The sequence below is a fragment of the Pseudomonas sp. KK4 genome, assembly GCF_001984065.1.
Classification (GTDB): Bacteria; Pseudomonadota; Gammaproteobacteria; order Pseudomonadales; family Pseudomonadaceae; genus Aquipseudomonas.
In genome coordinates, this window is sequence record NZ_LYVP01000002.1 from 1 (window position 1) to 26,621 (window position 26,621).

Below are 26,621 nucleotides of genomic sequence, written 5' to 3' on the forward strand. Positions count from 1 at the left end.
ACCCAGGACGGCGCCATCCTGGGCGGCGATGATTTCGACTTCTGCGTCTTGGTCACAAACACCTGAAACATAAACATTGACTGCGGAATAGGTAACGCCGTTGACTGGGAAAAGAACAAGAGGCGGGGACATTACGAAATTTACCGTGACGGTATGGCTGTAATCCGAGAACTCTGAACCGTTCACCTGCTGCTTTACACGGAATTGGAGCGAAGCACCGAAATCCAAATAGTATTTATTCCGCCCCCTTGAAAACCATCTCGTACCGACAACGCTCGCTGTGTACTCCTCGCCATTCTCTTCAACGATGACCGTTGCCCCCTGCGCGCATTCGCCAACGATCTGCAATTCTTTCTCTACTAATTGATTGGTTCCGTTCGCGGGCGAAACAATAGTAGGAGATCCAGGTTTTTGAGCATTCGTCGATGCAGCGTCGCAAAGCTTTTCAGAAGACGAGCGCGCAGACCCTACGTATTTGACGGTAACAAGCGGACCAGGATCGGAGGGTAAGTAACCGGGTACCGTCTGCCGGACTTGATAAGTGACGGTTCGAGGATAAGAGGACCAGTTGGTGCTAAACCAGACGCCGCTATGCTCTACGGCGTATCGCACATACCAAGCTCCATCGATGGCCACATCAACTCCAGCGCCGAGATCGCATATACCCCACAAGATAATTCCGGGATCGCCTATCGGATGCTCACTTCCATTCTCGGGTGACCCCATCTGCGGAACGGGCGACTTTTCGAGATTCCCCACTGAAAATGTCTGAGTACCGCTCTGTATGCGATCGTTGCCTACCGTTTGAATGACAAAGCAACTCAGTGAACCCGCTCCATGCCCAATCCAGCCGAGCCAAAGGCCCGTGTATAGCGGGTGGGCCGCTTCTCCCCACACGACATAGAAATACCAGCGAAAGCCGATGACTACGGCGTCACCCATTTTGCCCTGAAGGCTGTACACCTCAATTTTCGCATCCGTCGCGCAGGTGCCACTGAGTAGCACTGATGTACCGGCTGGATGCTGGCTCATCTGGGAAGGCGTAATGATCACCGGGTTAACCAGCGTCTTCTTCGGTAGCCCAAACCTCTGTCCGTGAGCATAAGGATTCAGGTCAGACTCAGCGACTTGCGACTCTGAACTCGATTCATCGATTTTGCTGGACATGATTGCAATGCTCCTTTGCGACGCACGGCGTGCGCTCTTCTGGCGAAGTGTTTAGCAAAAGGAGAACGGGATTTGACCTGTCACAAATGACAGTGAGGACGAATGGCAGGGGCAAAAGCCTGTGGATGTCCGTTCCCACGCAGAGCGTGGGAACGATCAAGGAGGTTACGCACCGTAGTGCTTTTCGCCCCAGGCCAGCAGGCCCTGGAGCAATTCTTTCAACACCACGCGGGTGGGCTCGGCGAGGTCCGGACGGTAGCGGAACGGTTCGAATTCTTCCATGTAGGTGCACTGGCCCAGTTCCAGTTGCACGGCGTGGATGTTGTCGGCCGGGTTGCCGTAGTGGCGGGTGATGTGGCCGCCCTTGAAACGTCCGTTGAGCACATGGCTGTACTGCGGGTGGCCGGCGCAGATGGCCTCCAGTTGCGAGGCCAACTGCGGATCGCAACTGGCGCCGTTGAAGGTGCCGAGGTTGAAGTCCGGGAGTTTGCCGTCGAACAGGTGCGGGATGATCGAGCGGATCGAGTGGGCGTCGAACAACAAGGCGTAACCGAACTCGGCCTTCAGGCGCGCCAGTTCCTGCTGCAGGGTGCTGTGATACGGCGTCCAGATCTGCTCCAGGTAGGTTGCGCGTTCTTCCTTGGACGGCTCCAGGCCTTCGCGGAACAACGGCACGCCATCAAACAGGGTCGCCGGGTACAGGCCGGTGGTCGCGCCCACGTATAGAGGTTTGTCGTCGGACGGCCGGTTGAGGTCGATGACGAAACGCGAATACTCGGCCGCCAGGGTGCTGGCGCCCAGTTCGGCAGCAAAGTCGTACAGCTGCGGGATATGCCAGTCGGTGTCCGGCAGGCTTTTCGCATCGGGGATCAACCCGGCCTCGACCGCAGGCGTCAGGCGCACGCCGGCGTGGGGCATGCTGATCAGCAGCGGCACGCGGCCTTGTTTGAAGTTCAGAACCTTATCCACTACTGCCCTCCTACAGGCTTGTTTCGACGCCGTGACGCACGACGCGTTTGTCCAGGTCACCGCCCAGCCAGTACGACAGGTCGGCCGGGCGATCGATTTGCCAGGCGACGAAGTCCGCGACTTTGCCGGCTTCGATCGAACCGTGGGTGTCGGCCATGCCAAGTGCCTGCGCGGCATGAATGGTCGCGCCCGCCAGGGCTTCTTCCGGGGTCATGCGGAAACAGGTGCAGGCCATGTTGAGCATCAGGCGCAACGACAGCCCTGGCGAGGTACCCGGGTTGAGGTCGCTGGCGATGGCGATTTTCACGCCGTGCTTGCGCAAGGCTTCCATCGGCGGCAACTGGGTTTCGCGCAGGAAGTAGAACGCGCCGGGCAGCAGTACAGCGACGGTGCCAGACTCGGCCATGGCAATGGCGTCGTCTCCGGTCATGAATTCCAGATGATCGGCGGACAACGCCTGATAACGCGCCGCCAGGCTCGAACCGTGCAGCGACGACAGTTGCTCGGCGTGCAGTTTCACCGGCAGCCCCAGTTCCTGGGCCTTGATGAATACGCGCTCGACCTGCGCCGGGGAAAACGCCAGGTATTCGCAGAACGCATCCACGGCATCTACCAGCCCTTCGGCGGCCAAAGCCGGGAGCATTTCGGCGCAGATGTGCTCGATGTAGTCGTCGGCGCGATCTTTGTATTCCGGCGGCAAGGCATGGGCCGCCAGGCAGGTGCTGCGCACGCTGACCGGCAGCTCGGCGCCAAGGCGACGTGCGACCCGCAGCATCTTGCGCTCGTTGGCCAGGTCCAGGCCGTAACCGGACTTGATCTCGATGCTGGTAACGCCGTCGCGCATCAGGCTTTTCAGGCGCTTGGCGGCGCTGGCGAACAATTCGTCTTCGCTGGCGGCGCGGGTGGCGCGCACGGTGCTGGCGATGCCGCCACCGCTGGCGGCGATTTCCGCGTAGCTCACACCTTGCAGACGCTTTTCGAATTCGCCGCTGCGGTTACCGCCGAACACCGTATGGGTGTGGCAGTCGATCAGGCCCGGCGTGACCCAGGCCCCGTTCAAATCATTGACCGCCGGGTATTCGCCGGACGGCAGCTCACTGCGCGGGCCGACCCACTCGATGTGTGCACCGCACGTCACGATGGCCGCGTCCTCGATGATCGAGTAGACGCCTTGCGCCATGGTTGCGACGTGGCAGTGTTGCCAGAGGGTTTTCATCCCTTAGTCTCCACAGTATTCAAAATCGATTCGCGAGCAAGCCCGCTCCCACCTTGGAATGCATTCCCCTGTGGGAGCGGGCTTGCTCGCGAAGAGGCCCTTACAGGCTCGGCAAAAGCTGGGTCGAGACCAGCTCATTCAGGCACCGCGACGCCAGAAGCTCAGTCGCCGCAATGATGTCCGGCGCGAAGAAACGGTCCTTCTCGTAGAACGGCACTTCGTTACGCAGGATGGCGCGGGCCTTTTCCAGTTTTGGCGAAGTCTTCAGGCCGTTGCGCAAGTCCAGGCCCTGCACCGCCGCCAGCCATTCCACCGCCAGAATCCCACGGGTGTTCTCGGCCATTTCCCACAAGCGCTTGCCAGCAGCCGGAGCCATGGACACATGGTCTTCCTGGTTGGCGGAGGTCGGCAGGCTGTCCACCGAATGCGGATGGGACAGGGCCTTGTTTTCGCTGGCCAGGGCCGCTGCGGTCACCTGGGCGATCATGAAGCCGGAGTTCACGCCGCCATTGGCCACCAGGAACGGCGGCAGTTGCGACATGTGCTTGTCCATCATCAGCGAGATGCGACGCTCGCTCAGGGAGCCGATTTCGGCGATGGCCAGGGCCATGTTGTCGGCGGCCATGGCCACCGGTTCGGCGTGGAAGTTACCGCCGGAAATCACATCGCCTTCAGCAGCGAACACCAACGGGTTGTCGGAAACGGCATTGGCTTCCACCGCCAGCACCTCAGCGGCCTGACGGAACTGGGTCAGGCAGGCGCCCATGACTTGCGGCTGGCAGCGCAGGGAGTAAGGGTCCTGGACTTTTTCGCAGTTCTCGTGGGAGTCGGACACTTCGCTGCGCTCACCCAGCAAGTCGCGGTAAGCGGCGGCGGCGTCGATCTGGCCTTGCTGGCCACGGGCGGCGTGGATACGTGCATCAAATGGCGAGCGCGAGCCGAGCACCGCTTCGACGGTCAGGCTGCCCAAGGCCAAGGCACCGGCGAACAGGTCTTCACCTTCGAACAGGCCACGCAGCGCGAATGCGGTGGACACCTGGGTGCCGTTGAGCAGCGCCAGGCCTTCTTTGGCGGCCAGAGTCAGCGGAGTCAGGCCGGCGACTTTCAGCGCTTCGGTAGCCTCCATCCACTCGCCCTTGTAGCGAGCCTTGCCTTCACCGAGCAGCACCAGCGACATGTGCGCCAGCGGTGCCAGGTCGCCGGACGCGCCCACCGAACCTTTCAATGGAATGTGCGGGTAGACCTCGGCGTTGATCAGGGCGATCAGCGCGTCGATCACCACACGGCGAATACCGGAGAAGCCACGGCTCAGGCTGTTGACCTTGAGCACCATGATCAGCCGTACCAGGTCGTCACTGATCGGCTGGCCGACACCGGCGGCGTGGGACAGCACCAGCGAGCGCTGCAGGTTTTCCAGGTCTTCGCTGGCGATGCGGGTCGAGGCCAGCAGGCCGAAACCGGTGTTGATGCCATAGGCCGTGCGGTTTTCGGCGAGGATCTGTTCCACGCAGGCAACGCTGGCTTCGATCTGCTTCGATGCGCTGTTGTCGAGGGTCAGTTTCACCGGTTGCTGGTACACGTCACGCAGTTGGGCCAGGGTCAGTTGGCCGGGAATCAGGTTAAGCGCAGTCATTTTTGGCTCCTTTTGAGAGTTGTCAGTAACTACCAGACGCTCCGGAAATGTCCGTTGTCCGTCGCTTCCCGCCTTTTGGGCGGGCTGGCGCCTTGGCACGCTGGTGTCGGGGAAAATCAGTGCAAATTCGGTATGGCCTGGTGCAGCACAATCGGGTCTTTCAATACGCTTGCAGCGGCGGCAATGTCCGGCGCCAGCCAGCGGTCCTGATCGTAGGCCGGCACCCGCTCGCGCAGCAGACGCCACGCCGCATCGGTGCCCGCGCCGAAACGTTGCGCTTTGAGGAACTCAAACGCCTGGGCCGCCAGCAGGTATTCGATGGCGAGGATCTGCGTGCAATTTTCCAGTGCGCGATGCAGCTTGAGCGCGGCGTTGGTCCCCATGCTCAGGTGGTCTTCCTGCAGGCCCGAGGTGACGTAATTATCGAGCACCGCCGGTTGTGCCAGTTGGCGGTTTTCCGCGCACAGCGAAGCGGCGACGTACTGCACGATCATCATCCCGGAATTGACCCCCGGGTTGGCCACCAGGAATGCCGGCAGACCGCTGACGTGGGGGTTGATCAAACGATCGAGGCGACGTTCGGCGATCGAGCCGATTTCCGCCATGGCAATCGCCAGCAGGTCAGCCGCCAGCGCCACGGATTGACCGTGGGGATTGGCCTGTGACATCACACGGAAATTGTCCGGCGTACCCAGCAGCAGCGGGTTATCGGTGCAGCCGTTGAGTTCGGTTTCGATCTGTTTTATCGCGTGTTCCAGCTGATCGCGAGCGGCGCCGTGCACCTGCGGAATCGAACGGATGCTCAATGCATCCTGGGTGCGAATGCCTTTGCTCGAAGCAATCACTTCACTGCCATCGAGCAGCGCCCTCAGATTGATTCCGACCTGCTGCATGCCCGGGTGCGGCTTGAGCGCAATGATCTCGGCATCGAACGCGGCGATCTGCCCGCGCTGGGCTTCGAAGCTCATGGCGCTGATCACATCGGCCCATTGCAGCAGGCGCGTGGCGTCGGCGATCGCCAGGCAGCTGAGGCCGGTCATGCATGGCGTACCGTTGACCAGGCACAGACCGTCCTTGGCGCCGAGCTGAACCGGTTGCAGGCCTTCCTCTGCCAGCGCCTCTTGAGCAGAAACGATCTGCCCGCGATAACTGACGTTGCCGACGCCCAACAGCGCGATGCCGACGTGGGCCATGTGGGTCAGGTAACCGACCGAGCCCTGGGACGGCACCTGCGGGGTGATGCCGTGGTTGAGCAGCGCCAGCAAGGCCTGAACCACTTGGCGATGAATGCCGGACTTGCCCTGGGAATAATTGCGGACCGCCGCGCACATGATCGCGCGGGTCTGTTCGTCGGCCAGTGGCGCCCCGACACCGCAGGCGTGGCTGAGCAGGGTGTTGCGCGACAGTTGGCTGAGCTGTTCGTCCTTGAGCGACACGTTGCACAGCGCGCCCAGGCCGGTGTTCACGCCATAGGCGCGTTCGCCGCTGGTGACGATGCGCTGGACGATGGCCTGGGCATTGTCGATGCGTGCCCAGGCTTGCGCCGACAGCTCGAGTTGCGCGCCATGACGGGCTACCGCGACCACATCCTGCCAACGCAATTTGGCGTCGGCGATAACGATTTTTTCAGCCTGGGACATCTTTGACCTCAAACAAAATTCATGGCGCATGAAACCTGTGGCGAGGGAGCTTGCTCCCGTACGACCGCGCAGCGGTCGCCAAAGTCGGGTCTGCTGCGCAGCCCAGCGGGAGCAAGCTCCCTCGCCACAAAGGCGTTCGATCCTCAGACCACTGCAGCCCGGCGCTGCACGAAGCGGTCGACATACTCGTCCGCGGGCGAATGCAGGATCTCTTTCGGCGTGCCGACCTGAATCAGGCGGCCGTCCTTGAGGATCGCGATGCGGTTGCCGATGCGCACGGCCTCGTCGAGGTCGTGGGTGATGAAAACGATGGTCTTGTGCAGGGTCTTTTGCAGCTCGAGCAACTGGTCCTGCATTTCCGCGCGGATCAGCGGGTCGAGGGCACTGAACGCTTCGTCCATCAGGATGATGTCGGTGTCCGCCGCCAGGGCGCGGGCCAGACCCACGCGCTGGCGCATGCCACCGGAGAGCTGGTGCGGGTATTTGTTTTCGTAGCCCTTGAGGCCCACGGTGTTGATCCAGTGCAGCGCACGTTCGTTGCACAGGGCTTTGCTTTCGCCACGGATTTTCAGGCCGTAGGCGACGTTGTCCAGCACGGTCTTGTGCGGCAGCAGGCCAAAGCTCTGGAACACCATGCTGATCTTGCGCCGACGAAATTCGCGCAGGGCTTCCATGTCGTATTGCAGGATGTCCACGCCGTCCACCAGGATCGCGCCGCTGGTCGGGTCGATCAGGCGGTTGAAGTGGCGCACCAGGGTCGATTTGCCGGAACCGGACAGGCCCATGATCACGAAGATCTCGCCGCTGCCGATGCTCAGCGACAGGTCGTTGACGCCGACCACGCAGCCGATTTCCGACAGCACCTGATCCTTGGTCTTGCCCTGGCCGACCATGGCCAGCGCATCTTTGGCGCGGTTGCCGAAAATCTTGAAGACGTTTTTGACTTCGATCTTGCTTACGGTTGCGTTGTTCATTTGCTCACCTCATGCCGTGCGCGACCGTACGCCTGTGTAATGCGGTCGATCACCACTGCCAGAATCACGATCGCCAGGCCGGCTTCCAGGCCACGGCCGACGTTGAGGGTCTGAATCCCCACCAGCACGTCTTCACCCAGGCCACGGGCACCGATCATCGAGGCGATCACCACCATCGACAGGGCCATCATGGTGGTCTGGTTGATCCCGGCCATGATGCTCGGCAGGGCCAGCGGCAGTTGCACGCCGAACAGTTGCTGCCAGCGGTTGGCACCAAAGGCGTTGATCGCTTCCATCACTTCGCCGTCCACCTGGCGGATGCCCAGGTCGGTCAGACGGATCAGCGGCGGCGCGGCGTAGATCACGGTGGCGAAAATCGCCGGCACCTTGCCCAGGCCGAACAGCATCAACACCGGGATCAGGTACACGAAGCTGGGCATGGTCTGCATGATGTCCAGCAGCGGCATCAATACCGAGCGCAGACGATTGCTGCGGGCCGAGAGAATGCCCAGCGGGATGCCGATAAGCACCGAAATGATCGTCGCCACCATCATCAGCGCGAGGGTCTGCATCAGCTTGTCCCAGAGGCCGACCGCCCCCACCAGGAACAGCAACCCGACGATCACCGCCGTGGTCACCACTTTGCGGGTGGCGTGCCAGGCCACGCCGGCCACGATCGCCAGCATCAGCCACCAGGGCGCCGCGCGCAGCAGGCCTTCGAGATTGACGATGGCCCACAACAGGGTGTCGGAGATGTGCCGGAACACGTCGCCGTAGTTGGTGACCAGCGAATCGACCCAACCGTTGACCCAGTCGGCGATGGAAAAGGTAAAGCTTTCGGGAAACATAAGAGACTCTCAATCAAGGGCTTCGCAGCACCACAAAGCAGTGCTGTAAAGCTTTGCCCTTATAAACAAGCTGTTTGAAAACGTAGCGAGCGAAGGCAAGACAAGGCGAAAGCAGGCGAGAAAGCGGAGTTGACTTTAGTCAATGAGCATTTCGAGTCTGCTTTCAACGCAGTATTGCCGAGCGCAGTAGTTTTCAAAGCGCAGCGTCGATTTTCTTGGCTGCGTCTTCGCTCACCCATGCGTGCCAGACTTCAGGATGTTCCTTCAGGAAGATCTTGGCCAGTTTTGGCGACTCGATCCGCTCCTTGGTCATGCGGCCCAGGTTCTGGTTGAGCAGGTCGATCGGCAGGTTGACCTTTTCCAGCACGGTCACCAGTTCCGGGGCTTCGTCGTGGAAGGTCTTGGACAGGCCGACCTTGATGGTCACGCTCTTGTCCACGCCTGGCTTCTCTTCGAGCTTGACCACATCGACCTGGCCCATCAGCGGCGTTGGCGACCAGTAGTAGAACAGGATCGGCTCGCCACGCTTGTAGCTCGACAGCACGGCGGCATCCAGCGCCGGGCCGGTGCCTGGGCGGAAGTTGGTGTAGGTGCTTTCCAGGCCGTAGCTCTTGAGCATCTCGCTGTTGTCCAGCTCACAGGTCCAGCCGGCCGGGCAATTGTAGAAACGGCCTTTGGAGGGCTCTTCGGCGTCCTTGAAGATGGCGGAGTACTTGGCCAGGTCGGCGATGTTTTTCAGGTCCGGCGCCTTGGCTTCCAGTTTGCGCTTGGCGTCGCCTTCGATCACATAACGTGGCACGTACCAGCCTTCAACGGCACCGACGACTGGGGCGCCAACGCCGACGACCTTGCCGGCCTTCTCCGCCTTGTTCCAGACTTCGCTGCGGCCGACCCACTCTTCGGAAAACACCTGGATGTCGTTGCTGCTCAGGGCGTTTTCCATGGTGATGGAGTTGCCGGGCAGGCTGTCGGTCTTGCAGTCGTAGCCTTTTTCCAGCACGAACTGCATCACGTCGGTCAGCAGCATGCCGCTTTCCCAGTTCAGGCCGGCGAATTTCACCGGTTTGCCCGACTCGCACCAGCCCGCCGCCTGAGTGGCGCCGGCACTGGCCAGCAGGCCCATGGAAAGCAGTGTGGTCAGCAGGGTCTTGTTCGATTTCATTGTTGTGACGCTCCTAATCATGAATTGGCTTACGGCAGTCAAGAGGCATCCAGCCCTGTCCACGTCCAATCAGGCCTGCGCCGCAGCGCGACCAGCCCCACTTGTTTTTTGTTCGATGACCGCGTCCTGCTCGACCGGCAGGATCAGTCGATCAGGCACGCTGCCGTGCCATTTTTTCGCACACACGTAATACAGGGCAGCGGGTAGCACCAGACCGATGATCCAGGAAATATCCACATCACCCAGGGCCGCCACCAGCGGACCGGTATAGAACTTGGTGGAGATGAACGGCAGCTGCACCAGCACCCCGAAAACATAGACGCTGATGCCCAGGGCGTTCCAGCGACCGTAGCGACCTTTCGGATCGGCCAGCGCCGGCACGTCATAGCGCTCGCGGGTGATGCAGTAGTAGTCCACCAGGTTGATCGCACTCCACGGCGTGAAAAACGCCAGCAGGAACAGGATGAAGGACTTGAATGCACCGAGGAACGAGTGCTGGCCGAGCAACGCCATCAGGGTCGCGGCACCGACGATCACCAGCACGAAGACCAGACGCTGCAGGCGCGAGACCTTAAGCTCACCACGGAAACCGCTGATGATGGTCGCAATGCACATGAAGCTGCCGTAGGAGTTCAGCGTGGAAATGGTGACCTTGCCGAACGCGATGCTGAAGTACAGCAGCGCGGCGGTGGCACCGGTCCCGCCCAGGCCCACGATGTAGGCCACTTCGTGACCGGCGAATTGGCCATTGGCCGAGGCTGCGGCAAACACGCCGAGGATCATCGCCACTTGTGCGCCGATCACCGAACCTGCGCCGGCAGCGAAGAAGGTTTTCACCGAGGAAACCTTGCTCGGCAGGTAACGGGAATAGTCAGCCACGTAAGGGCCGAAAGCGATCTGCCAGGAAGCCGCGAGCGACACCGCCAGCAGGAAGCTGCTCCAGCTGAAATGACGGATTTGCAGGAGTGCGCCAATGTCGACCTGGCTCATCAAACGACTGAACAGGTAAACGAAGGCAATGACACCAATGATAGTGGCGACACGGCCGATGAAGTGAATCACCCGATAACCCAGCACCGTCACCAGCACGATGACACTGGCGAAAATAAGAATGCCGGCACTGTCGCTGACATCAAACAACTGACCCAGCGCCTGACCGGAAAGCACGGTCCCCGTTGCGGTGAAACCGAGGTACATCAAGCACACCAGCACGATCGGGATGGCTGCGCCATAAACACCGAACTGGACACGGCTGGAAATCATCTGTGGCAGGCCCAGTTTCGGCCCTTGCGCCGCATGCAACGCCATGACGGCGCCGCCCAGCAGTTGACCGATCAACAGACCGATCAACGACCAGAACACGTCACCGCCCAGCACCACGGCCAGGGCCCCGGTGACAATCGCGGTGATTTGCAGGTTGGCCCCCATCCAGAGGGTGAACTGACTCAACAGACGACCGTGTCTTTCCGCTTCCGGGATGTAGTCGATCGAACGCCTTTCGATCAACGGTTTGTTACCTGCACGATCATCATTGACAGCCATGGTTCAACCTCTGTGGATTGTTCTGGGTAAGTTCTTGTCCAGCCCCCCGTGGGAGCGGGCTTGCTCGCGAAGAGGCAGGCACATTCAACATGTGTGCTGACTGATCCGCCGCATTCGCGAGCAAGCCTGCTCCCACAAAGAGCAGCGCCGACAGGTCCGGGTTACTTGCCGGTAATCATCGGCAGGTTCAGCCCTTGTTCCTTGGCGCAGTCGATCGCGATCTGGTAACCGGCATCGGCGTGACGCATCACACCCGTCGCCGGGTCGTTGTGCAGCACGCGAGCAATACGCTCGGCCGCTTCATCGGTACCGTCGCACACGATCACCATGCCCGAGTGCTGGGAGAAGCCCATGCCGACGCCGCCGCCGTGGTGCAGGGAAACCCAGGTCGCGCCGCTGGCGGTGTTGAGCAAGGCGTTGAGCAGTGGCCAGTCGGACACGGCATCTGAACCGTCCTGCATCGATTCGGTTTCGCGGTTCGGGCTGGATACCGAACCGGAGTCCAGGTGGTCGCGACCGATGACGATCGGTGCCGACAATTCGCCGCTGCGAACCATTTCGTTGAACGCCAGGCCGAGCTTGGCGCGCAGGCCCAGGCCGACCCAGCAGATACGTGCCGGCAGGCCCTGGAAGCTGATGCGCTCGCGGGCCATGTCCAGCCAGTTGTGCAGGTGGGCGTCGTCCGGGATCAGTTCTTTGACCTTGGCGTCGGTCTTGTAGATGTCTTCGGCGTTGCCCGACAGCGCCGCCCAGCGGAACGGGCCGATGCCACGGCAGAACAGCGGACGGATGTAGGCCGGTACGAAGCCTGGGAAGTCGAATGCGTTTTCCACGCCTTCTTCCTGGGCCATCTGACGGATGTTGTTGCCGTAATCGAAGGTCGGGATGCCTTGCTTCTGGAATTCCAGCATGGCTTTGACGTGCACGGCCATCGACTGCTTGGCGGCCTTGATCACAGCGGCTGGCTCGGTCTTGGCGCGAGCGCGGTATTCGTCCCAGGTCCAGCCGGCCGGCAGGTAGCCGTTCAGCGGGTCGTGGGCGCTGGTCTGGTCGGTGACCATGTCCGGGCGTACGCCACGGCGAACCAGTTCCGGCAGGATTTCGGCGGCGTTGCCCAGCAGCGCGATGGAGATGGCCTTGCCTTCCTTGGTGTATTTGTCGATGCGGGCCAGGGCGTCGTCGAGGTCTTTGGCCTGCTCGTCGACGTAACGGCTTTTCAAGCGGAAATCGATGCTCACTTGCTGGCATTCGATGTTCAGCGAGCAGGCACCGGCCAGGGTGGCGGCCAGTGGCTGAGCGCCGCCCATGCCACCCAGGCCTGCGGTCAGGACCCAACGGCCTTTGAGGTCATCGTTGTAGTGCTGGCGACCGGCTTCGACGAAGGTTTCGTAGGTGCCCTGGACGATGCCCTGGCTGCCGATGTAGATCCAGCTGCCGGCGGTCATCTGGCCGTACATGGCCAGGCCTTTGGCGTCCAGTTCGTTGAAGTGTTCCCAGCTCGCCCAGTGCGGCACCAGGTTGGAGTTGGCGATCAGTACGCGCGGGGCGTTGCTGTGGGTCTTGAACACGCCGACCGGCTTGCCCGATTGCACCAGCAGGGTCTCGTCGTCGTTCAGGTGGGTCAGGCTCTCGACGATCTTGTCGTAGCACTCCCAGTTACGCGCGGCACGGCCGATACCACCGTACACCACCAGTTCCTTGGGATTCTCGGCCACTTCCGGGTCGAGGTTGTTCATCAGCATGCGCAGCGGCGCTTCGGTCAGCCAGCTTTTGGCGGTCAGCGTGTTACCGCGGGCAGCGCGGATTTCAACGTCACGGTATTTAGTAGGTTTCTGGGTATTGTCAGTCACGAAAAAGACTCCTCAGCGATCAATCCAAACCAACCCTGGCGGTGGGTAAGCCAGCCTGTGCGCCTCGTTGCGCTACAGGCGAATCAGTGGACGCTGCGGAGAGTCTCTGTCGACTCATACGCATACGTCTTTACTTGTACATACAAGCATATGCAATCAAGCGGCCAACTTATTGGATGGGTGTTCAAGAAAAATTCTGAAACACCTTGGAGGGCTTGTGGATCAAGGGGTCTGGGGGAGATGAAATTTTTTGAGGGGTATTTTTGTCAGGAGGCAGCGCTGTTACTTGAGCATGGTTTTGCGCCACGCTGGGGCGTTCGGTAACAAGTTGGTGCGGTGAGGGAAACGATTTTTCACTGTAGGAGCGAGCATGCTCGCGAGGGTCGCGGACGATGACGCGCGGAGCCGCATGCCCTGCGGCGCTCTCGGGTTTTCTCGCGAGCGTGATCGCTCCTACAGGGGATAGTGCAAGGATCAGGAATCAGCGTGCAGTCAGCTCGATCACGCAGCAGGCGCCATTGCTGGAGACTTCCAGAAGGCCAGTGTTACCGTCGAATTGCAGGCAGTCGTGGCGACCCAGTTGCTGGGCACTGTTACCGACCGTCACTTCCAGCGCATCACTGACGCTGAACACCAGCACCGTCCCGGCTTCGCTGAAAAACCGCTGGTCACCCGCCAACCATTGCAGCCGCGCGCTGTAGCGCTTTGGCGCGTAGATCAGGTTGAAATCCCGAATCGGGCCACCGAGCAGGGTGCAGGACACCTGGCTCTCGCCGCTGAAGGCAAACGGATCGATAGGCAGCAGTGACCGGGTGACCTGCCCGTCGACGGACAAGGTCATGCCGTCGCCCTGCAATACGGTGATGACCCGCTGGTAACCGGCGAAGGTGGAAAACCCGCCCGACTCACCGATGTCGGCAATCGACAGGCGCCAGCCGAAGCCATCGAGGCCAGCGCCGGCATCGCGGGTGATTTCTTCGGTGCTGCCGCCGCCGTTTTTCCACGGCATGCGCGGATAATCTTTGGCGCGTAGGACTTTTACGTTACTCATTTATGGAAACGACCTTCCAGACGATGACGAGAACCGGGGTGGATCAAGCGAGCGGCGGTCACCGGTTGACGGCCGGACCAGGTGCGACGACGAATCAGCAGGCAGGGCTCGCCCTTTTCAATCTGCAGCAACTTGCATTCGGACGGCTCGGCCAGGATCGCCTCGACCACATGCTCGCCTTCGGTCAGCGGAGCGACCTGGTTCAGGTAGGCGTAAGGCGTTTGCAGGGTGAAGTCCTGCTTGAGGTATTCGGGCGCCACCAGCGCGTTGACGAAACGGTCCTCGATTTGCACCGGGATGTCGTTTTCGAAATGCACGATCAACGAATGGAACACCTTCTGCCCTTCGCGCATGTCCAGAGCCAGGGCGCGTTCGGAACCGGCGGCCTCTTCCTCCAGGGTGATGACCTGACAGGTGTGGCGATGACCACGGGAGGCGATTTCGTCGGCAATGTTGTGGACTTCAAACAGCGCGGACTGGCTCTTGGGCTCGGCGACGAACGTACCGACGCCTTGCATGCGCACCAACAGACCGTCGGCGGTCATCTCGCGCAGGGCGCGGTTGATGGTCATGCGGCTGAAGCCCAACAGGCTGACCAGCTCGCTTTCCGACGGAACGCGGTAGTGCGGCGGCCAGTTTCCGCTGTCGATTTGCTGGGTGATCATTTGTTTGACGCGAGCGTACAAGGGCGCCGGACTGTCGCCCATGTTCGCGGCCAACGGAGAGACTGGAGGCGGAGTCGGCACGGTTGATCCTTGTTCGTTTGGATAGGGTGGCTAGCTTGCCGGAGTTTACCGGGCAGGCAAACGTCTGTATATGTATATACAAATAACACACGATGGGGTGCTGAACCATGTCCGCCTTCTTTGCCGAACGCGCGCTGCTGCCTAGTGGATGGGCCAACAATGTACGTCTTGAGGTCAGCGCCGATGGCGTCCTGACCCATATCCAGGCCGATTCCCACGCAGATGGCGCCGAACGGCTGAGCGGCCCGCTATTGCCGGGTATGCCGAACCTTCACTCCCATGCGTTCCAGCGGGCGATGGCCGGGCTGGCGGAAGTGGCGGGCAATCCGAACGACAGCTTCTGGACCTGGCGCGACCTGATGTATCGCCTCGTCGGAAAAATCAGCCCGGAACAACTCGGCGTCATCGCCCGTCAGCTGTACATCGAGATGCTCAAGGCCGGTTACACCTCGGTCGCCGAATTTCATTACGTGCACCATGACACCAGCGGCCAGCCCTACGCCGATCCGGCGGAACTGGCGTTGCGCATCAGCCAGGCCGCCAGCGCCGCCGGCATCGGCCTGACGCTGCTGCCGGTGCTCTACAGCCACTCCGGCTTTGGTGGCCAGACGCCAAACGACGGCCAGCGCCGCTTTATCAACAGCACCGAAAACTACCTCAAGCTGCAATCGCGCCTGCAACCGCTGCTGGCCGAGCAGAAGGCCCAATCCCTGGGCCTGTGCTTCCACTCGTTGCGTGCGGTCACGCCACCACAGATCAGCGAAGTTCTGGCAGCCAGCGATAAGCAAATCCCGGTGCATATCCATATCGCCGAACAGCAGAAGGAAGTCGACGACTGCCTGACCTGGAGCGGCCGTCGCCCGCTGCAATGGCTCTACGAAAACGTCGAGGTCGATCAGCGCTGGTGCCTGGTCCACGCCACCCACGCCAACCCGGAAGAAGTCACGCTGATGGCCAAGAGTCGCGCCATCGCCGGCCTGTGCCTGACCACCGAAGCGAACCTGGGCGACGGGATTTTCCCGGCAGTGGATTTTCTCGCCCAGGGCGGGCGCATGGGCATCGGCTCCGACAGCCATGTGTCCTTGAGTGTGGTGGAAGAACTGCGCTGGCTCGAGTATGGCCAGCGTCTGCGCGATCAGCGACGTAACCGCTTGTATGGGGCAGACCAACCAATGGTCGGCCGCACGCTCTACGACGCAGCGCTGGACGGCGGCGCCCAGGCACTGGGCCAGCCGATCGGGGCCTTGGAAGTGGGCAAGCGCGCCGACTGGCTGGTGCTCGATGGCAGCGATCCATACCTGGCCACGGCCACCGGTGACGGGATTCTGAACCGCTGGTTGTTTGCCGGGGGCGATCGTCAGGTGCGCGATGTGCTGGTCAATGGCCAGTGGGTCGTGCGCGATGGGCGGCATGCTGCCGAAGAGGAAAGCAACCGCGCGTTCACCCAGGTGCTGCGCGATCTCCTGGGCTGATACACAAACAAAATGTGGGAGCGGGCTTGCTCGCGAAGAGGACGTCACATTCAACACAGATGTTGACTGACAGTCCGTCTTCGCGAGCAAGCCCGCTCCCACATTTTTGCCCAGCGCTGCCCGCTAATTCGAAGTCTTGGCCATCTGCGTATCCGACGCCCGCCAGATCAGCCTAGTGGTGTCGTAGCCCTGCTGACGCGCCTTGCTCAGCAATTCTTCACGCACGACACCATTGACCGTTGGCGTGCGTGACAGCAGCCACAAGTAGCGACGGCTCGGGTCGCCGACGATGGCTGTCTTGTAGTCATCGCTGACGTACAGCACCCAGTATTCACCCTTGGCCACGCCCGGTATCAAGCGCGAGAACCAGGTATCGAACTCGACCCACAGCTTGTCGGTCTTGCCGGGGACCTGCGGATACGCCGTACCCTTGACCTCTTCCCATTGCCACTGAGCCGTCAGGCAACGGTTCAACACCGCCACATTGCCGTCAGGCTTGAGGGTGTAATGAGCTTCCGATTGCGCACAGTCGCGCTGGAAATACATCGGCAAACGCGCCAATTCGTACCAGGTGCCCTGGTAACGCTTGAGGTTCACACTGCTGGCGGTCTTGGGCGCCAACGAATCCTGGCCAGAAGTGGCACAGCCAGCCAATACCAGGCTGGCAAAAAGCATGATCAATAACCGCTTCATTGTTTTTCTCCCGTGGGCACAGCGCCCCGGTTTACTTCAGGCCTTGGCCGGAAAACATCAACACTTTGTCACCGGCGTATTGCACGCTGATAAAGCTGTTCTTGTCGCCCCATGTGCAACTGGACATGCCGAGCGCGCCTGAACAATCGGCGGGCTTACCCAGCAAGGATTCGACCTCGGCCTTGGCCATGCCGGCCGAAAGCTTCGAGTAGTTTTCCTGATTGACCTTGCTGCATGCAGCCAACAACACACAGAACGAAAGCAGGGCGAGGGATCGCAGCGACATGGTGTAACTCCGGGGGGCGAAGAGGGTTGGCATGGCTGCCAAGCAGAACCTTAGAAGAGAAAACGCCCTTCTGGTTCCCTGGCGAGGCGCCTATTTATAGGGCCGCTCGTCTGCCTTTTGCCGAATAATCAACCACTTTTTCTGGCCATCGAGCCTTTTGTCGTTTTTTGTGAAAAACGACTAATCTTTGGCGCCGCCTGGCCGACATCGAAGGCAGCGCAATGCCCAGGGATGTGGACGTTGCCCCCTCTTTGTCGACAAGCCTTTTTGCGGTAGCTCATTTAATGACCAGAAACATGAAATTCAGCCACAAGATCCTGCTGGCTGCCGCCCTCGTGGTGGTCGTCGCGTTCGCTTGTTTCATCCTGTTCAACGACTATCGCCAGCGTCAGACGTTGCGCAGCAGCACTGAAGCGTCGATGCAGGAACTGGGCAGCCTGACCACCAGCAACATCCAGACCTGGCTGGTCAGCCGCATCCAATTGCTGCAATCGCTGTCCCAGCAAATCGCCGTGGACGGCAGCGCCCCGGCCAGCCTCAAGCGCGCCATCGACCTGCCCGCCTACACCGGCAACTTTCAGCTGAGCTACTTCGGCGGCACCGATGGCGTGATGTTCTCGATCCCGGCGGGCAACCGCGCGGCAGACTACGACCCACGCGCCCGGGGCTGGTACAAGGCGGCCAACGGCGCGCAACAGACCATCGTCACTGAACCCTACATCGCGGCTTCCTCCGGCAAACTGGTGATTACCGTGGCAACCCCGGTGCAGCGTCAGGGCCAGATGATTGGCGTGGCCGGTGCAGACATCGACTTGTCCAGCGTCAGCGCGATCATCAACTCGCTGAATTTCGGCGGCCACGGCCATGCTTTCATCGTCGGCGCCGACGGCAAGATCCTGATCCACCCGGACAGCAAACTGGTGCTCAAGAGCCTGGCCGAGGCGTATCCGAACGACACCCCGAAAGTCAGCCCGGGCATGCAGGAAGTCGAGATCGACGGCCAACGCCAGTTCATCGCCTTCACCCACGTCAACGGCGTGCCGTCGGCGGATTGGTATGTAGCGCTGGTTCTCGACCAGGACACCGCTTTCGCGATGCTCAGCGAATTGCGCACCTCGGCGATCATTGCCATGGTGATCGCAGTGGTGATCATCATCGCCTTGCTGGGCATGCTGATCAGTTTCCTGATGCAGCCGTTGCTGACCATGGGCCGCGCCATGCACGACATCGCCGAGGGCGAAGGGGATCTGACCAAACGCCTGACCATTCACGGTCACGATGAATTCGGCGCGCTGGGGCTGTCGTTCAACCGTTTCGTCGAACGCATCCACACCTCGATCCGCGAAGTGTCCTCGGCCACCGGCCAGGTCAACGAAGTGGCGTTGCGGGTGGTGGCGGCTTCCAACTCCTCGATGTTCAACTCCGACCAGCAGGCCTCGCGCACCAGCAGCGTGGCCGCGGCGATCAACCAGCTCGGCGCCGCCGCCCAGGAAATCGCCCAGAACGCCGCCCTCGCCTCTCAACACTCGAGCGATGCCCGTGCGATGGCCGAAGAAGGTCAGCAAGTGGTGGATAAAACCATCTCGGCCATGCATCAGCTGTCGGCGAAGATCAGCGATTCGTGCGGCAACATCGAGACGCTCAACAGCAACACGGTCAACATCGGGCAGATTCTGGAAGTGATCACCAGCATCTCCCAGCAAACCAACCTGCTGGCATTGAACGCCGCCATCGAAGCGGCCCGTGCCGGCGAGGCCGGGCGTGGTTTCGCCGTGGTTGCCGACGAAGTGCGCAACCTCGCCCACCGCACCCAGGATTCGGCGCAGCAAGTACAGAAGATGATCGAAGAGCTGCAAGTGGGGGCACGCGAAGCGGTCGGCACCATGACCGAAAGCCAGCGCCAGAGCGAAAGCAGCGTCGGCATCGCCAACCAGGCCGGCGAGCGCCTGGGCAGCGTGACCCAGCGTATCGGGGAGATCGACGGCATGAACCAATCTGTGGCCACCGCGACCGAAGAACAGACCGCCGTGGTGGAGTCGATCAACGTCGACATCACCGAGATCAACACGCTGAACCAGGAAGGCGTGGAGAACCTGCAATCGACCTTGCGCGCCTGTGCCGATCTGGAGCAGCAGGCGGCGCGGTTGAAGCAGTTGGTGGGTAGTTTCAGGATCTAGGTCGTTCTTACCGGCCTCTTCGCGAGCAAGCCCGCTCCCACAACGGATCTGTGTACGAGCGTCTCGCGAAGGCGGCCTGGCGGCAGAATTTTCTCAAGCAATCACTGGTCGCCTGGCCCTGACGCAAGACTGAATTAAGACTAAACTCAGTCCTGTTCAACTCGCCGAGCCTGCCAATATGAAGCTTTCATCCCAAATAAAACCCATCAGCTATCTGAAAAGTCATACCGCTGAAATCGTCAAAACTCTCTCAGAAAGCCGCGAGCCTTTGATCATCACTCAAAACGGTGAAGCGAAGCTGGTGGTCATGGATGTGAAAAGCTTTGAAGAGCAGGAAGACACCATGGCCTTGCTGAAGCTCTTGGCGATGGGAAATCGAGAGATTGAAGAAGGCAAGTTTCGCGATGCAGAAGATGTCTTCGCTGATCTGGACAGGGATGATCATCAATGAGTTTGAAGGTCGTCATTCTTCAGTCGGCTGAGTCAGACCTGAAAGAACTTCGTGCCTACCTCATCAAAGAGTTTTCGAACCAAACCTGGCAAACCACCTATGCCAGCCTGAAGAAAGCCATCCGCCATTTGGCAATGCAGCCTTATTCAGGATCAATTCCGGAAGAAATCGAGAAGCTGAACCTCAGCCAGTACAGACAAGTGTTATCGGGAATGAACCGGGTCATTTACGAAGTTCGGGAGAAGACTGTCTTCGTCCACATCATTGCCGACACGCGAAAAAACCTGCCCGCGCTACTGATGAAGCGATTGCTTCAAAGTTAAAACCTCGACCCCGGCTTTGACAGAAACGCCAACTCCTCGGCCGTTGACTCCCTCCCCAACACCGCATTGCGATGGGGAAAGCGTCCGAACTGCGCGATCACTTTCCGATGCTTTTCGGCGTAATTCAGGTAATCGGTAAACAGCGCCTTATCGCTTTCTGGCTGCTGTGCCACCAGGTCGATGTAGCGTGAGATGCATTCGTTTTGTACCGCCAGGTGTTCGCAGTGCTCCAGCACCAGGTAGATGAATACCCGCTGGATCGGCTGCAATTGCCGATCGAAATCCGCGGCAATACCCTGCGCCACCAGGGCCTGCGCTTGGCTGTCACCGGAAAAGGCTTTGGGTGAGTCGCGAAAGAGCATTCGCGGCAGTTGATCGAGCAGCAACACAAGGGCCAGCCAACCTTCGGGGCGTTGCGCCCACTCGGTCAATCCGCCGGCCAGTGCCTGGTCCACCAGTTCCCCGAAACGCGTGCGCGCTTCGAGGTCCTGGCTATCACGTTTGCCGAACCACAACTTGCCCTTCTGCGCCGCCACCTCTTTGGCTGATCTGGCATCGCCGAACCACCACTGAAGCAACGGCTGCCAGGGCGCGTTCATGGCTTATTCCTTGTGGTAGGCCGTGACCCGTGCCACTTCTTCTTTCGAGCCGAGGAACACCGCTACGCGCTGGTGCAGGCCTTCAGGCTTGATGTCGAGGATGCGCTGGTGACCGTCGGTCGAGGCACCACCCGCCTGCTCCACCAGGAACGACATCGGATTGGCTTCGTACATCAGACGCAGTTTGCCTGGCTTGGAAGGCTCGCGGCTGTCGCGCGGGTACATGAACAGGCCGCCACGGGTCAGGATACGGTGCACGTCGGCCACCATCGCGGCGACCCAGCGCATGTTGTAGTTCTTTTTCAGCGGGCCTTCGTCGCCTGCCAGCAGTTCGCTGACGTAGCGCTGCACCGGTGCTTCCCAGTGACGCTGGTTGGAGGCGTTGATCGCGAATTCCTGAGTGGTCTCGGGAATGGTGATGTCTTCGTGGGTCAGTACGAAGCTGCCCATTTCACGGTCCAGGGTGAAGCCCTTGACGCCGTCGCCCAGGGTCAGGACCAGCATGGTCTGCGGGCCGTAGATGGCATAACCGGCAGCGACCTGCTGGGTGCCTGGCTGCAGGAAGGCCTTTTCGTTCAGGGCTTCGTTCTGGCTCAGGTACTCATTAGGGCAACGCAGTACGGAGAAGATGGTACCGACCGGGGCGTTGATGTCGATGTTCGACGAACCGTCCAGCGGGTCGAATACCAGCAGGTAGGCACCCTTCGGGTATTTGCCGGGGATCTGGTAGGCGTTGTCCATTTCTTCGGACGCCATGCCGGCCAGGTGACCGCCCCATTCGTTGGCTTCGAGCAGGATCTCGTTGGACAGTACGTCGAGTTTCTTCTGCACTTCGCCCTGAACGTTCTCAGTGCCCATGCTGCCCAGAACGCCGCCCAGGGCGCCTTTGGAAACGGCGTGGCTGATCTCCTTGCAAGCACGCGCCACCACTTCGATCAGGAAGCGCAGATCGGCAGGAGTGTTGTTGCTGCGGGTCTGCTCAATCAAATAGCGACTCAAGGTAACGCGGGACATGGAAGGCTCCGGTGGAATGGGGGGGCTAAAAACCCGCGCAGTTTAGCGCGAGTCGGGGCGCATTTCCTCCTATCAGACGTGATCGGCCAAAGAGAGTTCATGCGCGGGGTTCAGCGTAGTCCGAAATGGGCTCGGGAATGGTGGCAGGTTCAAGATTTTCATGGCTGATAAACCGTATTCGCGAGCAAGCCCGCTCCCACAGGAATATGCATTCCAATGTGGGAGCGGGCTTGCTCGCGAATGGCGCGCAGCGCCAGCCATCCTCAGGACTTGGCCGGTGGCTTGCGCAACAGACTGAACGCCATCGCCGCCAGAAACAGCACGCTGAGCAACAGCACCGCCCACAGGCCGAACCTCTTCCAGTCGGTGCCCGCAGGCGCTGGCACGGTTGCCGCAACCGGCGCCACTACCACCGCGCCATCAACCGAAGCCCTGCCCAGTGTCGCCAGCTTCGCCGGGCTGTAATCGGGAATCAGCGTCGACAAGGGCAGGTTCGCGGCTTTCGCCGTCGCATTGCCCAAGGCCAGCGTGTAAGGCCCCGGCCCCCGCGCCAGGAACACCAGTTGCGTGGCGCGCACGGCAAATTTCAATGCCGGCGCTTGCGCCCCGAGTCCACCGCCGCGCTCGTCCACGGTCAGTTTCAGCTGCTGGACAGTCTGCCCATACAGCTGCAATTCGTTCTGCACCACGTCCTGGCCGCTCTGGGTCAGGCGATAGAGCAAACCGCTGCTCAATTGCTGCCACGGCAGGCTGCTGTCCCGACGACCGGCCAGGGTCGCGGGCGCCAGGCTGTTGGGTTGATCCAGCACCACCTGCACCCGCTCCACATTCATTCCCATCGGCAGCTGCCAGGTGTACTCACCGGCCTTCACACTGTCGCCGGCCAATGCCTGCGACCACACCAACGGCAACGGCAGGCTGCGCGGACTGGCGCTTTGCACTTGCGCCGAGGTCAGGATCGGCGCCGACTGCGGTGTGTTCCACAGCAGTCGCAGATAGCGCGCCGCCTGCCCCGGCAAGCCCACTTCATGCTGTTCGACCCGTTCGTCGGCAAAGGTCAGCCGCGCCACCTGCCCTTCCCCCCAGGACTGCCAGTTCTGCATATCGTCGCTGGCCTCGATGGTGAACAGCTGGAAGCCGTCGCGCTCACTGGTCCAGTCGAGCAGCAGGCGCTGCAAAGGCGCCTTGATTGCACTGGCATCGAGCAACCAGCCGCGCAGCACTTCCTCGCCCGGCTCCAGCTGACGGGACGGCTGCACCTCGACGAGCGTGCCATTGGCACTCGATTGCACCCGCACACCCGGTACGCGCTCGGTATCGTCCGCCGAATCGTACAAGGGGAACCATTTGACGTCGGTCAGGCTGCGATTGTCTTCGGTTGCCGCAGTTTCCCGGGCCAAGGCATAGGCCTGGGGCTGGCCGGCGGCGTTGAATACCCGCACATCGCCGAGGTCGGTCTGCCGGGCATTGAGCTGCACCGTCAAAGGCAATTGCAGGCGATACCACGGGCCTTCGCCGCTCACCGACAGCGCAACCCGAGTGGCAAAGTCCTCAGGTTTGTCCTGGGCGCCGGCCGACAAGGCCATGCCCATCGCGATGACACCCAACCAGCCCAGGTTCAGCTTCTGATTCAAGACGACACTCCTTCGGTTTCAGGGGCCGGTTTTTCGGCTTGCGGCGCAGCCTCGACGCGTTTGGGCGGCAACGGGGCGAAGTAACCCACCACCAACAGCAACACGCCCACACCAATGAACGAAACGATCCGGGCGAGCCCGCCACGGTTGCTCAGTTCGACAAAGAACAGTTTGGCCACCACGACGCCGATCAGCGCCGCGCCGATCAGCCAGACTTCGCGACGATGGCGCAGGTGGCCGCCGATCATCAGGGCCAGGGCCATCAAGGTCCAGACGATGGAGAGCCCGGCCTGCACCCGCATCGATTCGAGCAACGCATCGAGTTCGAACGGCACGCCGCTCCAATGATGGGCCGCACGCATCACCATGGCCGTGAAAAAAGCGAACAACGAAACGCCGACGATCAGTTGTGCGGCACGGTCCACAGGGGCCCTGTAGATCGTCAGTTGCGGCACCGCGCTGCGCAACCAGGCATAAACACCGAACAACGCAAACAACAATCCCAGCTCCAGCGGATTGATCAGCGGCACATAAGGCAGCGGCTCGGCATTGCCGTCACTGAAGGTATTGGCCAGCCAGAACCAGCCCAGCATCAGCACCGCCAACGGTGCCGCTGCATAAAAGCGGTACTCGCGGGGATACGCGGACACTGGCCACGGCCAGTTGCGCGGCGCGGCCATCAGCACCAGGTACAGGCTCGGCAGGATCGCCCAACCCAACCAGCGCCAGGCGTTGTATTGCTCGGACAACAGCAACAGACCGTAGCGCAATTCCAGGGCCAGCACGCCGATCAGCAGCCAGCAACCCAGTACATGGGCGCCACTCGACGCCCACGCCGGCAGCATCGGCGCCAGACGGCGCAATGAGATGAAATGGACAAGGAACACCGCCGCCCAGGACAACCAGCCGACGTTGGCCGCCGGGTGATAACGCGAATGCCACGCGGCCAGCAACACCAGCCCGGCGGCGGGAATCAACACGGTGCAGAGCACGCCCAGCGATGGCCACTTCAGGCGCAGCGCTAGCAATGTCCACAGCGCAACGCTCAGCGCTGCGACGCCGAGCAGCAGTGTCGCTTGCAACTCCAACGGGGCAAAGCGCAGCACTTCACTGGACCCCGCCAACGCCCACCAAGCCGCGCCCCACACCAGCATTCCCTGAGACAAGCGGCGCGCCAGCAAGCCGTCGATGGCCACAGAACAATTGCCGAACTGCAATCCCCAGGCCGCGACGAACCCGGCCAGCCCCAACAGCAGCGGCGCCCAGAATCCACCCTGGGCCAGCAGTGCTTGCGCGGGTGCCGGCCACACCGTCAGGAACAACGCACCCGCCAACCACTGCACGGCGAGCGCCGTAAACACAAACGCGCGCGATGGCAGGCGCAGGCCGACAAACAGGGTCACCACACCGGCCAGGGCCCAACTGATCACGGTGCCATGGCCGAAGAAAAACAAAGGTGCCAGCAGATAGAGAAACGCCAGCCCGAGGCAGGCCAATACCGGTTGGCCTTTGCGTTCCCAAATCGCCGTTTGCTCCGGCAACGCCTTGTGCAATTGGTGGAAACTGAACAACAAAGCGACGCCGAGCATCAGTGCGCCCAAGGTTGAGCCACCGAGCAAGCTGCTCTCTGAACCGCCCAATTCGCCAAGAAACACCAGCGCCGAGCCCAGCTGCAACAGCAAAGCGAACGCTCGGGCCAATTGCCGATGCTGACGCAGGCCGAGCCAGAAAATCCCCGCGCCTTCCACGGCCCAGGCGGCGGTGGTCCAGCGAGCGTCGAGCCCCAGGGGAATCGCCAGGCTGGTGAAAATCACGCCCAGGGCCAGGCAGGTTTCCGCCAGCAACAACGTGCGACCTTTGAACAACACCCGGGCCAGGCCCATGTAGAGGATGCCCAGCGCCAAGGCACTGAACGCAGCGGCAAACGCCAGATGCTGCACCAGGGCGAACTGCAACCCGAAGCCCACCAACGGCGGCCCGAACAACAGCGTACCGTCAACGTAGTCACCCTTGCGCGCCGACCAGCGCAGCAACGCGTCGCGGTCGTCCTGCTCGGGCGCGTCGCTCATCTCGAGCAACTTGCGCCGGGCAAACAGCAGGCCGATGGCCAGGTACATCAGGAAGAACAGGATCAGGAACGGCTCGGTACTCCACAACATCTCGGGAGAATAGGAGCGCAACCCCCAGGCGACACCGATGCCGAAGGTGCCGACGAAACCGATCACGTTCAGCATGCGCCAGGCCTTGAACCAGGCGATGGCGAGGATGCCGGTATTGAGCAAGGCGAAATAGCTGAACAGCGCGACGTGACTGCCCTCACCGGTGGAGGCGAGAATCGGCGCTGCGAATCCGCCCAAGGCTGCGGCGGCGGCCAAGCCCAGAGAGTCCTGGGTAATGGCGAGGATGGCTGAGAACACCGTCACCGCGACGAGCAAGCCAAACGCCGCCGAGGGCTCAAGCAAGGGGTGCAGACGCATTGCGGCAAATACCGTCAAGTACAAAACGGCAACCCCGGCGCCTTGCAGGATCAGCGCGTACTGAGCGTTGCGCTGTCGCAACCACCAACCCAAGCCCAGCAAACCCAGCGCCGCGCCCGCGACCCCGGCGTAACGCAATTCGAGCGGCACCACCACGCCTTCGGTTGCATAGCGCAGCAGGAACGCCAGACCGAGAAACAACAGCACCACGCCGACCCGCAGCACCGTGTTGCCGCCAAACAGCCAGGCACGTGCAGCATTGATGGCGCGCTCGATGAAGTTGGGGCCTTGGAGGATCGTGGGTTGCTGCTCGCGAACAGCGGGCTGGGGTCTCCAGGGATCGATGGGCGCAACGTTGACCGGGTCGAGTTCCGGTGGCAGTTCCCAGACCAGTTCAGGGGTTTCGACAGGGGGTTGTGCGACAACGATTTGCTCGGCAGGAACGGTTTCGACAGTTTCCTGCGTCCTGACGCCTGACGCTTCCAGCAAGGCCAGCCGCTGTTCCATGCCGTGCAGCGCAACCTGTGCCTGCTCCAGCAGACGCTGCTGCGCACTGGCCAGCGAGGCCAACCGCGCGACACGAATGCCCTGACCAATCGCCAACCCCAGCAACGCGCCCAACAGCGCATCGCTGAACGACTCGTCGAGTATCCAGCCCAGCACCAGGCCAATCAGCATGAACATCCATTGCATGGTC

General features: G+C 61.2%; 22 protein-coding genes and 1 pseudogene. 5 read left to right on the plus strand and 18 right to left on the minus strand.

The genetic code is table 11. The features are described from left to right. The 12 genes from B0W55_RS00730 to hutC all read right to left on the minus strand — a co-directional run. Positions 1–1,167, minus strand: a 1,167-nt coding sequence (locus tag B0W55_RS00730; RefSeq protein WP_139340852.1) for a hypothetical protein, incomplete at its 3' end; no start/stop codon positions are given. A gap of 165 nt (positions 1,168–1,332) precedes the next feature. Further along, positions 1,333–2,136, minus strand: a complete 804-nt coding sequence (gene hutG / locus B0W55_RS00735) for an N-formylglutamate deformylase (RefSeq protein WP_077044152.1) — start codon at positions 2,134–2,136, stop codon at positions 1,333–1,335. A gap of 10 nt (positions 2,137–2,146) precedes the next feature. Beyond that, the gene (gene hutI, locus B0W55_RS00740; protein WP_077044153.1) at positions 2,147–3,352 is read right to left on the minus strand and encodes an imidazolonepropionase; all 1,206 of its coding nucleotides are present in this window, start codon (positions 3,350–3,352) and stop codon (positions 2,147–2,149) included. Between the two features lie 100 nt (positions 3,353–3,452). Further along, positions 3,453–4,985: a histidine ammonia-lyase gene (gene hutH / locus B0W55_RS00745; protein ID WP_077044154.1), complete on the minus strand. Its 1,533-nt coding sequence runs from the start codon at positions 4,983–4,985 to the stop codon at positions 3,453–3,455. A 116-nt stretch (positions 4,986–5,101) separates the two neighbouring features. Next, positions 5,102–6,625, minus strand: coding sequence for a histidine ammonia-lyase (gene hutH, locus B0W55_RS00750; RefSeq protein WP_077044155.1), 1,524 nt, complete (start codon positions 6,623–6,625; stop codon positions 5,102–5,104). 143 nt (positions 6,626–6,768) lie between these two features. Then, positions 6,769–7,599 (minus strand): glycine betaine/L-proline ABC transporter ATP-binding protein, encoded by an 831-nt coding sequence (locus B0W55_RS00755; protein ID WP_077044156.1) that lies wholly within the window; start codon positions 7,597–7,599, stop codon positions 6,769–6,771. Further along, positions 7,596–8,447 carry a proline/glycine betaine ABC transporter permease gene (locus B0W55_RS00760; RefSeq protein WP_034148578.1) on the minus strand — a complete coding sequence of 284 codons (852 nt, stop codon included), beginning with the start codon at positions 8,445–8,447 and terminating at the stop codon, positions 7,596–7,598. The genes B0W55_RS00755 and B0W55_RS00760 overlap by 4 nt, the downstream gene beginning before the upstream one ends. A 193-nt stretch (positions 8,448–8,640) precedes the next feature. Then, a complete protein-coding gene (locus B0W55_RS00770; protein WP_077044158.1) occupies positions 8,641–9,609 on the minus strand; it encodes an ABC transporter substrate-binding protein in 969 nt (322 codons plus the stop codon). 69 nt (positions 9,610–9,678) lie between these two features. Next, positions 9,679–11,151 carry a cytosine permease gene (locus tag B0W55_RS00775; RefSeq protein WP_077044159.1) on the minus strand — a complete coding sequence of 491 codons (1,473 nt, stop codon included), beginning with the start codon at positions 11,149–11,151 and terminating at the stop codon, positions 9,679–9,681. Between the two features lie 161 nt (positions 11,152–11,312). After that, entirely contained in the window at positions 11,313–13,001 is a 1,689-nt protein-coding gene (hutU, locus tag B0W55_RS00780) for a urocanate hydratase (protein WP_077044160.1), read from the minus strand. 481 nt (positions 13,002–13,482) lie between these two features. Continuing rightward, positions 13,483–14,052 (minus strand): HutD family protein, encoded by a 570-nt coding sequence (locus B0W55_RS00785; RefSeq protein WP_077044161.1) that lies wholly within the window; start codon positions 14,050–14,052, stop codon positions 13,483–13,485. Beyond that, on the minus strand, positions 14,049–14,759 hold the full coding sequence (gene hutC / locus B0W55_RS00790; protein ID WP_175645450.1) for a histidine utilization repressor: 711 nt from the start codon (positions 14,757–14,759) through the stop codon (positions 14,049–14,051). Before hutC ends, B0W55_RS00785 begins: the two co-directional genes overlap by 4 nt. 146 nt (positions 14,760–14,905) lie before the next feature. Here hutC and B0W55_RS00795 point away from each other — a divergent pair, with 146 nt between their 5' ends. Continuing rightward, positions 14,906–16,270: a formimidoylglutamate deiminase gene (locus B0W55_RS00795; protein ID WP_077044163.1), complete on the plus strand. Its 1,365-nt coding sequence runs from the start codon at positions 14,906–14,908 to the stop codon at positions 16,268–16,270. A 123-nt stretch (positions 16,271–16,393) separates the two neighbouring features. Here the strand turns inward: B0W55_RS00795 and B0W55_RS00800 are convergent, their stop codons facing one another. Beyond that, on the minus strand, positions 16,394–16,963 hold the full coding sequence (locus tag B0W55_RS00800) for a lipocalin family protein (RefSeq protein ID WP_077044164.1): 570 nt from the start codon (positions 16,961–16,963) through the stop codon (positions 16,394–16,396). 31 nt (positions 16,964–16,994) lie between these two features. Continuing rightward, positions 16,995–17,249 (minus strand): hypothetical protein, encoded by a 255-nt coding sequence (locus B0W55_RS00805; protein WP_077044165.1) that lies wholly within the window; start codon positions 17,247–17,249, stop codon positions 16,995–16,997. Between the two features lie 419 nt (positions 17,250–17,668). Here B0W55_RS00805 and B0W55_RS31440 point away from each other — a divergent pair. The 4 genes and pseudogenes from B0W55_RS31440 to B0W55_RS00820 all read left to right on the plus strand — a co-directional run. Next, positions 17,669–18,568, plus strand: a pseudogene (locus tag B0W55_RS31440) (cache domain-containing protein); the annotation flags it as partial. Positions 18,569–18,661: 93 nt separating this feature from the next. Further along, the gene (locus B0W55_RS31445) at positions 18,662–19,426 is read left to right on the plus strand and encodes a methyl-accepting chemotaxis protein (RefSeq protein WP_371807248.1); all 765 of its coding nucleotides are present in this window, start codon (positions 18,662–18,664) and stop codon (positions 19,424–19,426) included. 178 nt (positions 19,427–19,604) lie between these two features. Next, positions 19,605–19,877 (plus strand): type II toxin-antitoxin system Phd/YefM family antitoxin, encoded by a 273-nt coding sequence (locus B0W55_RS00815; protein ID WP_077044167.1) that lies wholly within the window; start codon positions 19,605–19,607, stop codon positions 19,875–19,877. Next, complete coding sequence (locus B0W55_RS00820) at positions 19,874–20,200, plus strand: type II toxin-antitoxin system RelE/ParE family toxin (RefSeq protein WP_077044168.1); 327 nt, start codon at positions 19,874–19,876, stop codon at positions 20,198–20,200. The genes B0W55_RS00815 and B0W55_RS00820 overlap by 4 nt, the downstream gene beginning before the upstream one ends. Here the strand turns inward: B0W55_RS00820 and B0W55_RS00825 are convergent. The 4 genes from B0W55_RS00825 to B0W55_RS00840 form a co-directional block, all read right to left on the minus strand. After that, complete coding sequence (locus tag B0W55_RS00825) at positions 20,197–20,799, minus strand: DUF924 family protein (RefSeq protein ID WP_077044169.1); 603 nt, start codon at positions 20,797–20,799, stop codon at positions 20,197–20,199. The genes B0W55_RS00820 and B0W55_RS00825 overlap by 4 nt on opposite strands. 3 nt (positions 20,800–20,802) lie before the next feature. Beyond that, positions 20,803–21,813: a class 1 fructose-bisphosphatase gene (locus B0W55_RS00830; RefSeq protein WP_077044170.1), complete on the minus strand. Its 1,011-nt coding sequence runs from the start codon at positions 21,811–21,813 to the stop codon at positions 20,803–20,805. A 263-nt stretch (positions 21,814–22,076) separates the two neighbouring features. Next, a complete protein-coding gene (locus B0W55_RS00835; RefSeq protein WP_077044171.1) occupies positions 22,077–23,447 on the minus strand; it encodes a DUF3999 domain-containing protein in 1,371 nt (456 codons plus the stop codon). Further along, on the minus strand, positions 23,444–26,617 hold the full coding sequence (locus B0W55_RS00840) for a DUF2339 domain-containing protein (protein WP_077044172.1): 3,174 nt from the start codon (positions 26,615–26,617) through the stop codon (positions 23,444–23,446). Before B0W55_RS00840 ends, B0W55_RS00835 begins: the two co-directional genes overlap by 4 nt. Positions 26,618–26,621 lie beyond the last annotated feature (4 nt).

Coding starts and splice junctions, on each gene's coding strand:
- hutI (WP_077044153.1), bottom strand. CDS start 3,352: ATGAAAACCCTCTGGCAACACTGCCACGTCGCAACCATGGCGCAAGGC.
- hutH (WP_077044154.1), bottom strand. CDS start 4,985: ATGACTGCGCTTAACCTGATTCCCGGCCAACTGACCCTGGCCCAACTG.
- hutH (WP_077044155.1), bottom strand. CDS start 6,625: ATGTCCCAGGCTGAAAAAATCGTTATCGCCGACGCCAAATTGCGTTGG.
- B0W55_RS00755 (WP_077044156.1), bottom strand. CDS start 7,599: ATGAACAACGCAACCGTAAGCAAGATCGAAGTCAAAAACGTCTTCAAG.
- B0W55_RS00760 (WP_034148578.1), bottom strand. CDS start 8,447: ATGTTTCCCGAAAGCTTTACCTTTTCCATCGCCGACTGGGTCAACGGT.
- B0W55_RS00770 (WP_077044158.1), bottom strand. CDS start 9,609: ATGAAATCGAACAAGACCCTGCTGACCACACTGCTTTCCATGGGCCTG.
- B0W55_RS00775 (WP_077044159.1), bottom strand. CDS start 11,151: ATGGCTGTCAATGATGATCGTGCAGGTAACAAACCGTTGATCGAAAGG.
- B0W55_RS00785 (WP_077044161.1), bottom strand. CDS start 14,052: ATGAGTAACGTAAAAGTCCTACGCGCCAAAGATTATCCGCGCATGCCG.
- hutC (WP_175645450.1), bottom strand. CDS start 14,759: ATGGGCGACAGTCCGGCGCCCTTGTACGCTCGCGTCAAACAAATGATC.
- B0W55_RS00795 (WP_077044163.1), top strand. CDS start 14,906: ATGTCCGCCTTCTTTGCCGAACGCGCGCTGCTGCCTAGTGGATGGGCC.
- B0W55_RS00800 (WP_077044164.1), bottom strand. CDS start 16,963: ATGAAGCGGTTATTGATCATGCTTTTTGCCAGCCTGGTATTGGCTGGC.
- B0W55_RS00805 (WP_077044165.1), bottom strand. CDS start 17,249: ATGTCGCTGCGATCCCTCGCCCTGCTTTCGTTCTGTGTGTTGTTGGCT.
- B0W55_RS31445 (WP_371807248.1), top strand. CDS start 18,662: ATGTTCAACTCCGACCAGCAGGCCTCGCGCACCAGCAGCGTGGCCGCG.
- B0W55_RS00815 (WP_077044167.1), top strand. CDS start 19,605: ATGAAGCTTTCATCCCAAATAAAACCCATCAGCTATCTGAAAAGTCAT.
- B0W55_RS00820 (WP_077044168.1), top strand. CDS start 19,874: ATGAGTTTGAAGGTCGTCATTCTTCAGTCGGCTGAGTCAGACCTGAAA.
- B0W55_RS00825 (WP_077044169.1), bottom strand. CDS start 20,799: ATGAACGCGCCCTGGCAGCCGTTGCTTCAGTGGTGGTTCGGCGATGCC.
- B0W55_RS00830 (WP_077044170.1), bottom strand. CDS start 21,813: ATGTCCCGCGTTACCTTGAGTCGCTATTTGATTGAGCAGACCCGCAGC.
- B0W55_RS00840 (WP_077044172.1), bottom strand. CDS start 26,617: ATGCAATGGATGTTCATGCTGATTGGCCTGGTGCTGGGCTGGATACTC.